This window comes from Morganella morganii, assembly GCF_019243775.1.
Classification (GTDB): Bacteria; Pseudomonadota; Gammaproteobacteria; order Enterobacterales; family Enterobacteriaceae; genus Morganella; species Morganella morganii.
This window is the reverse complement of the sequence record NZ_CP069157.1, coordinates 3,027,635-3,043,448: the sequence shown is the minus strand read 5'-3', so window position 1 is coordinate 3,043,448 and position 15,814 is coordinate 3,027,635. Positions and strand designations below refer to the sequence as shown.

At 52.5% G+C, this 15,814-nt stretch carries 12 protein-coding genes; 3 read left to right on the top strand and 9 right to left on the bottom strand.

Features of this window, described 5'->3' with window-relative positions; translation table 11 throughout:
- The first annotated feature begins 102 nt into the window (after positions 1 to 102).
- Positions 103 to 1,731, top strand: coding sequence for a DUF4139 domain-containing protein (locus JL661_RS14605; protein WP_036424282.1), 1,629 nt, complete (start codon positions 103 to 105; stop codon positions 1,729 to 1,731).
- A 56-nt stretch (positions 1,732 to 1,787) separates the two neighbouring features.
- Here JL661_RS14605 and arcC read toward each other — a convergent pair whose 3' ends face one another.
- Genes arcC through ygeW form a run of 5 tightly spaced genes read right to left on the bottom strand, consistent with a single transcriptional unit; the run spans position 1,788 to position 7,899 of the window.
- The gene (gene arcC / locus JL661_RS14600; protein WP_004236052.1) at positions 1,788 to 2,720 is read right to left on the bottom strand and encodes a carbamate kinase; all 933 of its coding nucleotides are present in this window, start codon (positions 2,718 to 2,720) and stop codon (positions 1,788 to 1,790) included.
- 46 nt (positions 2,721 to 2,766) lie between these two features.
- A complete protein-coding gene (hydA, locus tag JL661_RS14595; RefSeq protein ID WP_046024920.1) occupies positions 2,767 to 4,158 on the bottom strand; it encodes a dihydropyrimidinase in 1,392 nt (463 codons plus the stop codon).
- Between the two features lie 54 nt (positions 4,159 to 4,212).
- Positions 4,213 to 5,430: a YgeY family selenium metabolism-linked hydrolase gene (locus JL661_RS14590; RefSeq protein WP_004238967.1), complete on the bottom strand. Its 1,218-nt coding sequence runs from the start codon at positions 5,428 to 5,430 to the stop codon at positions 4,213 to 4,215.
- A 19-nt stretch (positions 5,431 to 5,449) separates the two neighbouring features.
- Positions 5,450 to 6,652, bottom strand: a complete 1,203-nt coding sequence (gene dpaL / locus JL661_RS14585; RefSeq protein ID WP_004236049.1) for a diaminopropionate ammonia-lyase — start codon at positions 6,650 to 6,652, stop codon at positions 5,450 to 5,452.
- 59 nt (positions 6,653 to 6,711) lie between these two features.
- A complete protein-coding gene (ygeW, locus tag JL661_RS14580; protein ID WP_004236048.1) occupies positions 6,712 to 7,899 on the bottom strand; it encodes a knotted carbamoyltransferase YgeW in 1,188 nt (395 codons plus the stop codon).
- A 535-nt stretch (positions 7,900 to 8,434) separates the two neighbouring features.
- Between ygeW and JL661_RS14575 the strand changes: the two genes are divergently transcribed.
- Positions 8,435 to 10,285 carry a sigma 54-interacting transcriptional regulator gene (locus JL661_RS14575; protein ID WP_004236047.1) on the top strand — a complete coding sequence of 617 codons (1,851 nt, stop codon included), beginning with the start codon at positions 8,435 to 8,437 and terminating at the stop codon, positions 10,283 to 10,285.
- Between the two features lie 70 nt (positions 10,286 to 10,355).
- Here the strand turns inward: JL661_RS14575 and nfsB are convergent, their stop codons facing one another.
- Positions 10,356 to 11,009 carry an oxygen-insensitive NAD(P)H nitroreductase gene (gene nfsB, locus JL661_RS14570; RefSeq protein WP_062773442.1) on the bottom strand — a complete coding sequence of 218 codons (654 nt, stop codon included), beginning with the start codon at positions 11,007 to 11,009 and terminating at the stop codon, positions 10,356 to 10,358.
- 97 nt (positions 11,010 to 11,106) lie between these two features.
- Between nfsB and JL661_RS14565 the strand changes: the two genes are divergently transcribed.
- Entirely contained in the window at positions 11,107 to 11,478 is a 372-nt protein-coding gene (locus JL661_RS14565; protein ID WP_004238962.1) for a winged helix-turn-helix transcriptional regulator, read from the top strand.
- A 23-nt stretch (positions 11,479 to 11,501) separates the two neighbouring features.
- Here JL661_RS14565 and xdhC read toward each other — a convergent pair whose 3' ends face one another.
- The 3 genes from xdhC to xdhA are packed head-to-tail and all read right to left on the bottom strand — an operon-like array spanning position 11,502 to position 15,168.
- Positions 11,502 to 11,981 carry a xanthine dehydrogenase iron sulfur-binding subunit XdhC gene (gene xdhC / locus JL661_RS14560; RefSeq protein ID WP_004236043.1) on the bottom strand — a complete coding sequence of 160 codons (480 nt, stop codon included), beginning with the start codon at positions 11,979 to 11,981 and terminating at the stop codon, positions 11,502 to 11,504.
- Positions 11,978 to 12,856, bottom strand: a complete 879-nt coding sequence (gene xdhB, locus JL661_RS14555; RefSeq protein ID WP_062773445.1) for a xanthine dehydrogenase FAD-binding subunit XdhB — start codon at positions 12,854 to 12,856, stop codon at positions 11,978 to 11,980. Before xdhB ends, xdhC begins: the two co-directional genes overlap by 4 nt.
- A 5-nt stretch (positions 12,857 to 12,861) precedes the next feature.
- Complete coding sequence (gene xdhA, locus JL661_RS14550) at positions 12,862 to 15,168, bottom strand: xanthine dehydrogenase molybdenum-binding subunit XdhA (protein ID WP_062773448.1); 2,307 nt, start codon at positions 15,166 to 15,168, stop codon at positions 12,862 to 12,864.
- Between the last annotated feature and the right edge of the window lie 646 nt (positions 15,169 to 15,814).

Sequence of the window (15,814 nt, the reverse complement as noted above, 5' to 3'; positions counted from 1 at the left end):
TTCGTTACCGCAGCTGTTCTACTATGGTGAGTTATGGTGTACACAGCGGCCTGCCGGTATACGGTGCCGGAATCGTGATGATAATAATCAGGGAGTTAAGTAATGACATTAACCTTTGGCGTTAAAAGTACCCTGCTGATCGCCGGTATGGCGGTAACAGCCGCGGCGGCGGGCAAACCGAATGTAATTGTTCAGGATGTAAAACTTAACAAAGCCACGATTTTCCTGCGCGGGGCAGAGCTGAGTAACAGCGCAACACTGAATCTGCCTGCCGGTGACAGTGATGTGATCCTGACTAATGTGGCCGGAAATATTAATCCCGGCAGCTTATCCGTTATGCTGAATAATGATGATGTCATCATTCAGTCCGTCAATCTGCGCAGCGAAATTGAAAAGCCGGTGTATTCAGACGAAATCAATGCTATGAAGGCGCAGATTGAGGAGCAGGATCTGGCGATTCAGCAACTGAATATGCAGACGGAAGTGAATAACGAGCAGCTGGGTCTGCTGCGTGATCAGGATTTCTTCGGCACCGGCGGTGCGCCGCTGACACAGGAGCAATCCGTGCAGAAGCTGGATTTTATCCGCACTCAGATGGCAAAAATCTATGCGGAGCAGCTGGAATATTCCCGGCAAATCAAAGAAAAAACCGAAGCACTGGCACTGCTGAAAGCGCAGTATGAAGAGAAAGTCACACAGTTTAAGGAGCGCCGCACGCAGCTGGTGCTGAATGTGTCCGCGAAAAAAGCGGTGGCAGCGGAACTGGATATCGACTATATCACGCCGGATGCGGCCTGGGCGCCGTCCTATGATATCCGCAGCGCCGGTATGGATAAGCCGGTGACGCTGACCTACAAAGCGGATGTGATCCAGAACACCGGTATTGACTGGGATCAGGTGGATCTGGTGCTGTCATCCGCCGACCCGGTACAGAGTATTGCCCCGCCGCAACTTTATCCGCAGTATCTGTCACTGATCAATGAGTATGCGGTGATGGGTGAAATGGCGCCTGCCCCGGTGGCTATGATGGCGGAGGACAAGAAGGAGTACAGCCGCAACCGCTCAGCGAAACAAGCCCCTGCCGGCGGGATCTCGTCGTTTGTTACCGCAGAGAGTAACGGTATCAGCCTGACATACCGCATTGATAAACCGTACTCCCTGCCGTCCGTTGCGGAGTCGCGCTCACTGACGATCAAACAGACGGCGCTGGACGGAAAATACCGTTATATCACACGGCCTAAGATGGACGAACATGTGTATTTACAGGCGGTTGTGGAAAACGCACCGGCGCTGAGTCTGCTCAGCGGTAAGGCGAATATCTATTTTGATAACCGTTATATCGGGCAGACTTATATCGATTCCGGCCTGATCACCAATGAGCTGGAACTGCCGTTCGGCATGAATAAAGATATTCAGGTCAGCCGTAAGGTGGACAGTAAACTGACAAAACAGCCGGGTATTCTGGGCTCTGCGGTTGAACAGAGCGAAGGTTATATGATTACCCTGTCATCTTTCGCCAAAGCGCCGCTGGTGGTAACGGTGTTTGATCAGATCCCGGTCAGTCAGGATACCAATATCCTGGTGAAAGATGTTAAAACCGGAGAAGGGACCGTTAATAAACAGACCGGTGAAGTGGAATGGAAAGTGGAGCTGAAGCCGCAGCAGGTAATGGAACTGCCGCTGAGTTACACACTGAAATATCCGAAAGAAAAACCAATCAGTGGTTTATAATTATTGCAGCAGAAAAACGGCCGGGAAACCCGGCCGTTATATTAACAAAAGGAAGATTAATCGCCGATAATAGTACCGGTTTTACCCTCAATACCGTCTTTGGCTTTATTCAGCAGAGTAATCAGTGCCTTGCGGCCTTTTTTACTGCGGCTGAAGGAGAGCGCGGCTTCCACTTTCGGTAACATAGATCCCGGTGCAAAATGTTTCTCATCGATATAACGCTGTGCATCCGCAGATGTCAGTTTATCCAGCCACTGCTCGTTTGGTTTGCCGAAGTTGATGGCAATTTTTTCCACGGCGGTCAGGATAATCAGCATATCCGCATCGATCATCTCTGCCAGTTTGGCGCTCGCCCAGTCTTTGTCGATAACCGCATTGGCCCCGCGCAGGGTGTTGCCGTCGCGGATCACCGGAATACCGCCGCCGCCGACAGTGATCACCAGCTGATCAGCATCCAGCATGGCTTTGACGGTTTCTTTTTCAATAATATCAACCGGTTTCGGTGATGAGACCACGCGGCGGTAACCACGGCCCGCATCTTCGCGCATCTCAAACCCTTTCCTGCTCAGGGCTTCCGCTTCTTCTTTGCTGTAGAACGCGCCGATAGGTTTGGCCGGGTTTTTAAATGACGGATCCGCCGCATCCACTTCCACCTGTGTCACGATAGTGGCAACCGGCTTATTGATACCCCGGTTCAGCAGCTCTTCACGCAGTGCGTTCTGCAAATCGTAACCGATATATCCCTGGCTCAGTGCCACACAGACTGACATCGGCAGAACCGGTGATTTGGCTTCGGTTTTGCTGGCAGCCTCAAATGCGCCGGTTATCATCCCCACCTGCGGGCCGTTACCGTGTGTGACCACAACGCGGTATCCCTGAGCAATCAGGTCGGCAATCACGACAGAGGTGGTTTTGACGGCAGCCATCTGTCCCGGAAGATCATTTCCCAGTGCGTTGCCGCCCAGTGCTAATACGATTGTTTTTTTCATCCTTTTTTACCCGTAATGAATTAGTTGAAACGATAATCGGAAAAAATTAATAACACCGGTGCGGAGCCTTAAACGGACGGCGTTTCAGGAAACGGCCGCGGCCGGGTTCAGCAGTAAATTCGCCGTCACGGTAAACAATATCACCGCGCGACAGTGTGCAGCGGACTGCGCCCTGTACCGTCATGCCTTCGTACGGGCTGTAGTCCGCGTTATCATGCAGATCCGCATGGCGGATAGTGGTTTCCTGCGCCGGGTCGATAATGGTGATATCACCGTCTGCGCCCGGGCGGATCACGCCTTTCTCCGGCCAGATACCAAACAGTTTTGCCGGCATTGCACTGGTCAGGGAAACAAAGTGTTCCGGTGAAATCCGTCCCTGCATCACGCCTGCAGAAAACAGCAGTAACATACGGTTCTCAACACCCGGCAGGCCGTTCGGACAGCGGGTGAAATTCCCGCCGGACAGCGCCAGACGCTGCTGATACGGGAAGGTGCAGTGATCGGTGGCGACCACATCAATCGCGCCGTCATCAATACCCAGCCACAGGGCATCGGCTTCCCGGCGGTTACGCAGCGGCGGGCTGAGAATAAATTTCAGGCCGTCATCGCGCTCATAACAGCGTTCATCAAGGAACAGATACTGCGGACAGGTTTCTATCCAGACCGGCTGGTGGCGGGCTTTCGCCATCTTCAGGTAATCGAGACCCAATCCGTTGGAAAGGTGGACGATATAGAGCGGCGCATTGCCGCAGATATGCGCCAGATTAATCATCCTGCCGATTGCTTCCGCCTCACATTCTGCCGGACGGCTCAGGGCATGGAAAATCGGTGAGGTTTGTCCTTTCTTCACAAACTCCGCTTTGCGCTGTGCTATCACCGCATCATTTTCCGGATGCACGGTGGTCAGCGCCCCGGCGTGGTTAAGCTGTTGCAGGGCACGTAAAATATCCGGATCATCGAGCTTGTACTGATAAGTCAGATAGAGTTTGAAGCTGCTGATCCCGTCCGCCACCATCAGCGGAATTTCATTTAAAATATCGTCGTTGATATGCTGGATCACGCCGTGAAAACTGTAATCGATAACGGCGCGTCCTTTGGCGTAGCGGTGATAATTCTCAAGCTGGTGGTGCAGTGAACAACCCGCCGGACCAAATCCCATATGATCGATAATGGTGGTGGTACCGCCGCAGGCTGCCGCACGCGTGCCGGTGTAAAAATCATCACAGCTGCGGGCAAGGCCGACATCAATATTAAAATGGGTATGAACATCAATACCGCCCGGAAAAACATAACATCCCTGTGCATCAATAACGCGGTCATCTGTCTCCGGTGCAATATCCGGTGCAACCTGTGAGATCAGGCCGTTTTCAATCAGAACATCCTGCCGGTATTGTCCGTCCGCATTGACAACGGTGCCGTTGATAATCAGTGTGCGCATAGGGGGTACTCCTGAAAAAGCCCCGCACATCAGTACGGGGCCGGTAAGACAAGATTATTTTTTCAGTTCAGCCATGTAGCTTAACGGAATGGCCGCATACATTGCCGCACAGGTAACCAGGTGATCTTTCCAGGTTTTTTCGTTTGGTGCGTGAGCTTCAGGCTCTTTGCCCGGACCAAAACCGATAACCGGAATGCCGTGACGACCCATGATAGAAACACCGTTGGTGGAGAAAGTCCACTTATCAACAACCGGCTCTTTGTTGAACAGGCCGCGGTAAGCGCGATCCAGTGTCTTCACGGTGAAGTGATCTTCTTCCACTTTCCAGGTCGGGAAGTAGCACTCTGTCGGATAGACCAGACCGGTCCAGGAGGCACGCTCATAGGTGTACATAGAGACCACGCCTTTCGCTGCTTTGACAGCCGGTAATGCGCGGATTTCTTCCAGTGCGCCTTCCCAGGTTTCGCCCCAGGTCAGGCGGCGGTCGATAGAGACTGCGCAGCTGTCAGCAACAGCACAGCGGCTTGGTGAGGTGTAGAAAATTTCAGAAACAGTCAGTGTGCCCTGGCCGAGGAAATCGTCAGTGGCCAGACGTTTTGACAGCTCCTGCAGTTCACCCAGAATCGGACCCATTTTGAAGATTGCGTTGTCACCGCGCTCCGGTGCGGAGCCGTGGCAGCTGATCCCCGGAACATCAATGCGGATTTCCATACGGCCGCGCTGGCCGCGGTAAATCTGGCAGTCAGTCGGTTCGGTACTGACCACGAATTCCGGTCTGATTTTGTCCTGCTCGATGATGTACTGCCAGCACAGACCGTCACAGTCTTCTTCCTGTACGGTACCTGTCACCAGCAGAGTATACTGATCTTCCAGACCTAAATCTTTGATGATTTTACCGGCATAGACCATAGAGGCCATGCCGCCTTCCTGGTCAGAGGTACCGCGTCCGCCGATGATTTCGTCGTTTTCCATACCTTCGTACGGGTCGAATTCCCAGTTTTTGATGTTACCGATACCCACGGTATCGATGTGCGCATCCATGGCAATCAGGTGCGGACCGTGACCGATATAACCCAGAATGTTACCCATCGGGTCGATATCCACTTTATCAAAGCCGACTTTTTCCATCTCTTCTTTGATACGGTGAATCACGCGTTTTTCGTCGCAGCTTTCGCTGGGAATTGCCACCATGTCGCGCAGAAAACGGGTCATATCTTTTTTATAGTGTTCAGCTTTTTTGACAATTTCATCAAACGGGATTTGCTTAGCCATATTTCAATACTCCAATTAGTTAATATTTCTGCGCCGGGTTTTTACCTTCCCAGACAACTTCACGGTAATGTTTGGTATCTGTGTCACCTTCGGTGTTGATCACGAGGATGACGGAATCACTGTTCAGGCCGAGTCTTGCCATCAGTTCCGCACGTTCCGGATGATAGTTAACCGCAGCCAGCACACCGAGACCGACCGCGCCGGATTCACCGGAAATCACGCGGCTGTCTTTGCCGTACGGGTTACCGAGGACACGCATGCCGAGGGCAGCCACCGCATCTTCACAGGAGATAAACTGTGTCGCGCAGTTACGCATCAGATCCCAGCCGATAGGGTTCGGCTCGCCGCAGGCCAGACCCGCCATGATGGTGGCCATATCGCCGCCGACATTGACGATTTCGCCTTTCAGGCTGGAACGGTAGAGACAGTCAGCCAGATCCGGCTCGACAATAATGGAATGCAGATTTTTTGCCCCGAACTCATCGACCAGATAGCCCAGCACACCGCCGGCCATCGCACCCACACCGGCCTGTAACAGCACGTGGGTCGGACGCTGAATCTTCATCTCTTTCATCTGGGCAACCGCTTCGGCAGCCAGTGTGGTGTAGCCCTGCATAATCCAGGTCGGGATCTTGGTGTATCCTTCGCAGGCGGTATCCTGAACCACGATCCAGCCGTGTTTTTTGGCATTTTCCATGGTGAGACGGACGGTATCGTCGTAGTTCATATCTGTGACGATACACTCCGCCCCGAGGCCGGTAATGTGATTCACACGTTCCTGTGCGGAGCCTTTCGGCATGTACACCACCGCTTTCTGACCGAGTGCGCGTGCCGCCCAGGCCACACCGCGGCCGTGGTTACCGTCAGTGGTGGTGGCGAACGTCATTTTTTCAGTCAGAGTGCTTTTGAGTTTCTCGAAAGAGAAATCGTTAATATCCATGTTGTACTTTTCGCACAACAGGTGGGCGATAGCATAAGAGCCGCCCAGAATTTTGAATGCATTCAGATCAAAACGCTGTGACTCATCTTTCACCAGGATATTACGCACGCCGAACAGCGCGGCGAGATCTTTCATGTCATACAGTGGTGTCGGATGGTAACCCGTAATTTTCTCATGAAACTTCAGCGCCTTATGTGCTTCTTCACGGGAAAAAAGCGGGGAGTGTTTACCGTTGAAATAACGGTTATCTGAAATATCTAACTTCAGTGAGAAGACAGACATAGAGCCTCACCTCATATCATCGGGAAAAGAACCCGGCCGGTGACGGCCGGGATCCGGATTTATAAAATACGTTTACGTGCGTTTTTCAGCAGTTGCTCAAGAACCAGGGCAGGCTGCGGGAATTTGCGGGCCAGAATCATGGCGGAGATGATATACGGCTTCCAGCTGGCTTCTTTGTAAGTGGCGATACGGTATTTCTCGAATACAGCTTCTTCCACTTCCCCTTCCTTACAGGAAACACCGGTGATATCCGCAGGCAGACAGTGCATGTACAGCGCTTCGCCGTCTTTGGTCAGCTTCATCATCTCTTCAGTACAATGCCAGTCTTTATGGTTGGCGTTCTGTGCCAGGCAGCGCTGCTCAAGGGCTTTCAGGCCGTCATGGTCATTGGCACGCAGCAGTTCGGTACGCTGTTCCATGACTTTGTAAGGTGCCCAGGATTTCGGATACACGATATCCGCATCTTTGAACGCTTCTTCCATCGATGTAACCTGCTTAAAGCTGCCGCCGGATTGTTTGGCGTTGTTTTTCGCCACATCAATAACGTCAGGGATCAGGTCATAACCTTCCGGATGCGCCAGCGTCACATCCATACCGTAGCGGGTCATCAGACCGATGATGCCCTGCGGTACAGAGAGTGGTTTACCGTAGCTTGGTGAATACGCCCAGGTCATGGCGATTTTCTTGCCTTTCAGGTTTTCCAGTGAACCGAAGTGCTCACGTAACCAGGCCAGGTCAGCCATAGACTGTGTCGGGTGGTCGATATCACACTGCAGGTTAACCAGCGCAGGACGCTGCGGCAGAACGCCTTCCTCAAAACCTTCATCCAGAGCCGCACCCACTTCACGCATATAGGCGTTACCGGCACCGAGGTACATATCGTCACGGATACCGATGGCATCCGCACAGAATGAAATCATGTTGGCCGTTTCACGTACGGTTTCGCCGTGAGCAATCTGAGACTTACCTTCGTCGAGGTCCTGCTGGGCCAGGCCGAGCATATTCAGTGCAGAAGCATAAGAGAAACGGGTACGGGTGGAGTTGTCACGGAAAACAGAGATGCCAAGGCCATTTGTGAATACGTTGGTTGCGATGTTATCGGCACGCAGCCCTTTCAGTGCAGCTGCAATATCAAGCACCATCGTCAGTTCATCCTGACTCTGTTCCCAGGTAAGCAAAAAATCCTTTTGATGAAGATTAGATTTCAGTCTGGCGATATCTTTCAATAATTCATTAACGTTTTTCATCTTTAAATCCTATGTGAAATGGCCGGTGACAATTGAATATGCAGTGAGAAGAAGGCATTTCTGCATGTGTACTGTGACTATTAACAATAAGCATGCCAAATCAGCCGGAATGATCTTCCGGGGGTGAAATGCAGGGCGGATTCGGGAGAGTGATCACAATTATCAGGGGCTGATGGCTGGGTTATGTGTGACAAATGCGAATAAAAGTTATTTTCAGCAAGGGTGAAAAGTCGCCGGTATCAGACCGGTGAGAGGGCGGAACCGCCGGAAGCGGGGCCAGAATGATAAACACCCCGGCGGATTTATCATATTGATAAAATAGAGTGACGGAGATTCCAGTTTCATTATCAAATCTGAAGAAAAGTGTGATTTTTGTACATACGTTAGAGTTTCGGTGATAAAGATCTGGCAATCTTGTGCTATCGGTGGGTGATAATTCAGCCCGTTGATAAATAACTATAATAAAATCATTAATTTGTCGCGTTATGAACTTTCTTTTCGATATGTCGTTTTAAGAGCATAGGAAGTCGTAAGCATGATCACTGAAAAATCACCATCTGTGCTGATGCAGATACAGCCGACGATTGTTCACTTCAGCAAAATGCTCGCCAGTGTGTTACAGCTTGATGTTGAAATCGTTGATGACAAACTGACAAGGATTGCCGGAACAGGGCTGTTTAACCAGCACCTCGGACATCGTCTGACCAATAATTCCCAGCTGCTCCGCTATGTGCTGGATACCAAAAAAGAAAAGATAGTCACGCACTCCTGTTTTGATCCGCTCTGCCTCAATTGCGCGGATAAAGATAACTGTAAGGAGAAAGCGTTTATCGGTACACCGATCATCTTCCAGGATCGCTGTATCGGGGTTATCAGCCTGGTGGCCGTCACCTCTGAACAGCAGGAGCGGATCCGGGATAACATCCATGACTTCTCGGATTATGTGCAGCATATTTCCAATATTTTTGTGGCTAAGCTGCTGGATGAACAGGAAGGACGTAATGCCGCGCAGAAGGTATTACTGAGCCTGATAGAGTTTATGGATCAGGGCGTTCTGATCCTGGATGAGGCAAATCATCTGAAATTTGCCAATCCGCATGCTCTGAAGATCCTCAATGTCCCGCATGAAAAGATTTCCGGCAAAACCATTGCCATCCGTCCGCTGACCTATTTCAAGAGTCTGAACCGCGGGCATTTACAGCATATTGTCTCCTGGGAAGGGGAGAGCAATATTATTATCGGGCAGCTTCATGTGGTTAACGGCTGTCAGATGTTCCTGATGGCGTTCCATCAGTCTCATGCGGCGATTGATATGAATGAAGTGCGCCGTGATGAAAACGGATTGCTGATTGAACACCTGGTCGGGGAATCCGAACCTATCCGTCAGCTGAAACACCTGATTTCCCGTGTGGCACCGAGCCCGTCGAGTATTCTTGTCACCGGCGAGAGCGGCACCGGTAAAGAAGTGGTGGCGCGGGCTATCCATAAGCTGAGTAACCGCAGTGAAAAACCGTTTATCGCTATCAACTGTGCGGCGATACCGGAGCAGTTACTGGAAAGTGAATTATTCGGTTATGTGAAAGGCGCGTTTACCGGCGCGTCCGCCAACGGAAAACAGGGTCTGATTCAGGCGGCAGATAAAGGCACGCTGTTCCTGGATGAAATCGGCGATATGCCGCTGATTGTTCAGGCGAAATTATTACGTGCGATAGAATCACGCGAAGTGCAGCCGATTGGCTCAAGCCGGACTATTCCGGTCGATATCCGGATTGTGTCCGCAACCAACCAGAATCTGGAACAGTTTGTCAGTGAAGGTAAATTCCGCGAGGATCTCTATTACCGCCTCAATGTTATCCCGATTGCCCTGCCGCCGTTGCGTGAGCGTCACGGCGATGTGGAGCTGCTGGTGCACCATTTCCTCAATGTGCATACCAGGCGCCTCGGTCTGGTGTATCCGGGCATTTCGGATGAGGTGATGGCGGTCATTAATGCATGGCCGTGGCCGGGTAACCTGCGTGAGCTGAGTAACCTGGTGGAATATCTGGTGAACGTGGTGCCGCCGGGTGAGGTGATTGATATCTCACTGCTGCCGCCGAACTTTGCCAGACATGCGGCGCAGATGATAAGCGGCACTGCCGCACCGGTTCAGAATACCGGGGATATTCACCGCAGCGAAATTACCATTCCGGTCAGAAGCGTACCTGCGGCAGCAGCGGATGAGGATCCGGCACTGCACGGGGAAACCATGCTGGAAGAGATGGAAAAACAGATGATCCGCGAAGCACTGCAGCGCTATGACAACAAACGTCAGGCAGCAGAGGAGCTGGGGATCGGTATTGCCACTCTGTACCGGAAGATTAAGAAGTACGAGTTATCCGCCGGGTAGCAGAAAGCGGAAGAAAATGTGTGTGTGCCGAAGCCGCACGGATGTTACCGGTCCGCGCGGCTTTTTCGTATCAGATAACGGTCATGATCTGCTCTTCCGGCAGGCGGGATTTCGGCAGCGCGGCGTTAAAGTCATCCTCTTTGCGGTAACCGAGCGACACAACGGCTACCGGTGCCAGCCCTTTGGCGGATAAACCAAATTCGGTATCCAGGGTATTAAAATCCATTCCTTCCATCGGAACAGCATCCACACCCAGCGCGGAAGCACCCAGCAGTAATGTCCCCATGTTCAGGAAAACCTGTTTTGCCGCCCAGTGCGGCAGATCAGCGAGTGTTTCTTTATGGAGATTAACAAAGAAAGTCCGGCCGCCGTTATTCATCGCTTTGTGTTCCGGTGTGGCGTAACGGCCGTCTTTGTCTTCCTGTTCCAGCACGCTGTTCATGTAGGCTTCATCCACATCTGTTTTTGCGCACAGCAGCACAACATGAGAGGCGTCGGTGATTTTTGCGGTATTAAATTCAAAGCCCGGGCGGGTGGACTTGGCGATCCGGTTTTTCCCTTCCTCACTGGCCGCAATAATAAAATGCCACGGCTGGATATTGACGCTGGACGGGCTGTAGCGCAGCAATGTTTTGATACTGTTCATCACCTCATCACTGATTTTTTTCGCCGGATCAAAGGATTTGGTGGAATAACGCTGCATTACAGCCTGAGTGATGGTCATGATGACGTCCTTATAAGGTAATTTACATTAACCGGCGCAATGATAAACTATGATATGTTTTTAACAAGTACGTACATTTTTGGTATATAGGTACAAAATGGATACTGTCAGAAAGACGCGTTATGAATCGTATGCCTATGAAGCCTGTCCGGTTGAGGCAACACTGGAAATGATGGGCGGAAAGGGCAAGGGAATGATCCTTTACCATCTGATAAGCGGCATCAAACGCTTTAACGAGCTGAAACGGCTGCTGATATTTATTACTCCGCGTATGCTGACAAAACAGTTACGGGAGCTTGAGATGGCGGGACTTGTCCACCGCAAGGTCTATGCGGAGGTGCCGCCGAAAGTGGAATACAGCCTGACGGACGCCGGGCAGTCGCTGGTACCGATCTTACTGATGCTGAAAAGCTGGGGCGAAGAACACGCCCTGCCGGTACTTTTGCAGCAACAGACACCGCCGTCCTGAAGACGGTGTCTGTTTTTTGCGGTTTACTGATTACGCTGGAGTTTATCCGCTGCATTGGCAACCATCTGATAACCGGTGCAGCGGCACAGGTTACCGGCCAGGCCGTGGCGGATCTGACGGATGGTCAGGGTCTGCCCTTTGTGTTTTTCCAGCAGGGCGGTGGTCATCATAATCAGGCCCGGGGTGCAGAACCCGCACTGTACCGCGCCGCTGTCCGCATAAGCCTGTTGTACCGCGGACGGCTTACCGTGTTTCATCTCACCTTCGGCGGTGCGGATCTGCTTACCGTCCGCCCAGACTGCCAGATAGAGGCAGGTATCCACCGCGATACCGTCGATAAGCACTGTGCAGGCACCGCACTCACCGACAGAGCAGCCGTGTTTGACACTGATAAGCCCCTGCTCACGCAGGACATCGGACAGCCGTGCCGCCGGTGACACCGTCAGTTCCCGTACCTGTCCGTTGAGTGTGCAGCTGATGGTTTTCCATTCTTTGATATTCATGCGATTTTTTCTCCCAGACGTTCAGCCGCCGCGCGGATCACCCGCTCGCTCAGGACGCGGATCAGGTGTAAACGGAACTCTTTCTCTGCCCGCCATGACGTGCGCGGTGCCACATCCTGTTCAATCGCCTGACTGACAGCTTTCAGAGTGTCTGCGGTGACCGGTTTTCCGATCGCAGCCGCTTCCGCGTGTTCACAGCGGACCGGTGTCGGTGCGGCAACCCCGAAGGCGAGGCGCAGTTCCTCAAAACGTCCTTCTCTGATATCACACAGAGCCGCGCAGTTAATGGTGGCGATATCCATCGCGCCGCGCATGGCGTATTTATAAGCGGCGGAGCCTTTACCACGGTAATTCTCCGGTGAGAAATGGAACGCGATCAGCAGTTCACCCGGTTCAAAGGCCACTTTACCCGGACCGGTATGGAAGCCGCGCAGTGGTCTGCGGCGGATGCCGTCCGGGGTGGCTATCTCCAGCTCTGCCTGATAAACCAGGGACGGACAGGCAGAGTCGCCGCTGGTGGCGCCGTTACAGATATTGCCGCCGTAAGTGGCAACGTTGCGGATCTGCGGTCCGGCAATGGTGGCAGCCGCTTCGCTCAGCGCGGGCAGACACTTGTTGATCACCGGGCTGTCAATCAGTTCGGAGAAGGTGGTCGCGGAGCCGATACGGATATGTCCCGCATCATCACAGCTGATCCCGCGCAGTTCCGGCAAATCATGGATATCCACAATACGGCGGAAGCGTTCATTGAGGTGATGAAGCTGGATCAGCACATCCGTTCCGCCCGCCAGCAATCTGGCCTGCGGATCCGTCGTCAGCAGTGAGACGGCATGTGCGACACTCTCTGCACGGTGATAAGTTTCAAAATCATACATGGCAGTTACCCCCTGATAAGCCCGGCATTAACAAATTCCCGGTACAGCCGTTTTGGTGTCAGCGGGATAGTATTGACAGAAATACCCGTCGCCATACGCACGGCGTTACGGATAGCGGCAGCCGGCGCAATAATCGGCGGCTCACCCAGGGACTTATGGCCGTATGCGGACTGCGGCTCGTAGGTTTCGACAAACCCGCACTCCAGATCCGGCAGGTCAACCATGGTCGGCATTTTGTAGTCGAGCAGGTTCGGGTTATGAACAACCCCGGATTTCTCGTTGATCAGCATCTCTTCAAACAGCGCCCAGCCGATCCCCATTCCCATTCCGCCGTGGACCTGGCCTTCCGCCAGCTGCGGGTTCAGGATCCGGCCGGAATCGTGCATATTGATGATCCGGTTAATGGTCACCTGACACATCGGAATATCCACGGTGACATCGACAAAAGTACAGCCGAAGGCCGGCGGGTTGGTCTGTGTTTTATGAGAGGATTCAGCAGAAAGCTGACCACCGATCTCCTGATGATAAAAACTGTGCATTGCCACTTCCGCGACGGTGGTGACAACCACGTCCGGCTGCGCCTCAAGCACCACATTGCCGTCGAGAATGGTCATATTAAACGCGGCCTGGTGTGTCATCAGCGAGGCGTGTTCGAGGATTTTCTGCCGCAGTGACAACGCCGCTTCTTTCAGTGCCGGTGCGGTGACATAACTCTGCCGTGACGCGAATGCGCCCGGGTCAAACGGCGTGATATCCGTATCCTGGGTGGAGATCATCTGAATGGTACTGACCGGCACGCCGAGGGTTTCCGCCACCATTTGCGAGAACACGGTATCCGAGCCCTGGCCGATTTCCGTCGCACCGACCTGCACATTGATATTACCGTCCTGGTTCATCAGCAGACGGGCACTGGCGATTTCCACGCCGACCGGATAGGTATTGGATGAATAACTGAAACAGGCTACACCGACGCCCCGGCGGATGTCTCCGCGTGTTGCCAGCGCCTCTGCTTTGCGTTCATCCCAGCCGAACAGCTCTTTACCGCGTTTCAGGCACTCAATCAGCCCCGCACTGTAAATCGTTTTCTTATTGACCGGGTTACAGTCACCGGACCGCGCCGCATTACGCAGACGGATATCCACCGGGTCGATATTCAGCTGTGCGGCGGCATCATCCATCAGGCATTCGAGGGCGAACGTGACCTGTGGTGCTCCGTAGCCGCGCATTGCGCCCGCTGACGGGTAGTTGGTATAGACGGTGGCGGCGGAATAGCCGTAATCGCAGCGCGGATACAGGTACGGGATTTTGTTCCCGCCCGCAGCCGCAATGGAGTGTCCGTGAGAGGCATAGCCGCCGGTATTGGACAGAACATCAAGATGATAACCGTTCAGTGTGCCGTCGGCGGTCAGTCCCATCTCCGCATCAATATGGAAGGCGTGACGGGTGCGCGAGGCAAAGAAACACTCTTCGCGGCTCAGCTCCACTTTCACCGGAATACCGCCGAGTTTCAGGGTCAGCCAGGCGGCCATCGGCTCTTCCAGCACGTCCTGTTTATTACCGAAACCGCCGCCGATATACGGCTTAATCACCCGGATATGCGACCACGGCATATCCAGCGCCTGGCCTATCACACGGCGCACAATGTGCGGGATCTGGGTACTCGATACCACGGAAATCTTATTATCCGCCTCCTGCCAGGCGTAGCAGGTGACGCCTTCCATATGGCAATGCTGAACCACCGGGGTATCAAAATGGCCGCGGAACCGGAACGGCGACTGACTGACCGTCGCTCTGGCGCTTTCCGCATTGATAGCGGTACGTTTCAGCAGGTTACCGCAGCTGTGGATTTGCGGGGCATCTGCGGCCAGTGCCGCCTCCGGTGAGGTGATAACCGGCAGCTCGTCATAAGTGACGCTGACGAGTGCCGCCGCTTTTTCGGCAGTCAGTTCGTCACGGGCAACCACAATCGCCACACCGTCGCCGTGGTGGCGCACATGGCGGTTCAGCAGCAGGCGGTCTGCCACATCACGTTTGGCCGGTTCCAGAGACCAGGCGTGACCGGCGGTGGCGAACGGGATCTGCGGCACATCGTTACAGGTGAATACCGCGACCACACCCGGCATGGCGAGCGCCTGTGACGCATCAACGGATGTTACCATCCCGTGGGCAATGGTACTGCGGACATATTTGGCGTAGTGCATACCCGGCATCGGCAGATCATCCGTGTAGCGCGCCCGCCCTGATGTTTTGCTCAGGGCATCAACGCGCAGGTAAGGCGTACCCAGCGCGCGTTTTCCGACTGCTTCAGACATTATTATTTCTCCGGCTTCAGGAAAAAGTAAGCATGCATAAAAACAAGCAATAAATACGCCAGCAGGGAGAAAAACAGCAATTTATCGGGGGATTTGTGACTGAGGTAAAAAAAATAAGGGTGTCCGGCAGGAAACGGCGGATTTTCCTGTCCCGCTTTCTCTCATATTGAGAGAAAAATGTGTCTGTATTGATAATCCCGGAGTACCGCAGAAGCAGAATGATAATTTATAGTTTGATAGCGTTACTAATCATATAATGCGTAATAAGCCTGATAAATTCTGTCGCTTTTAAATTATAAGAAGATAATAGATTACTAAGAAAATAATGATAATAATCAACCCGGAAAAAGGAACGGAATCCCGGTCGCATAATTGAAAAAAAGAGAATCCATAACGGAATTATTCATTTATACTGCCGTGAATCATCCGGGATAACAGCGGGTTATGTATTTGTTCTGTGTCTGTCGTTTTATTTTCATATTTACAGAATGGTTGTCTGCGGCGGTTAATCGATTTTATTCGTGAATAAGATATAATGCCGCCTCAGGTACAACTGTGCTTATATTCTTTTTATGATGGACAGATACCGGGTGATACTTATTTTTAAGACTTGTTACAAACTGTCCGGCAAATATTCCGGTACCGT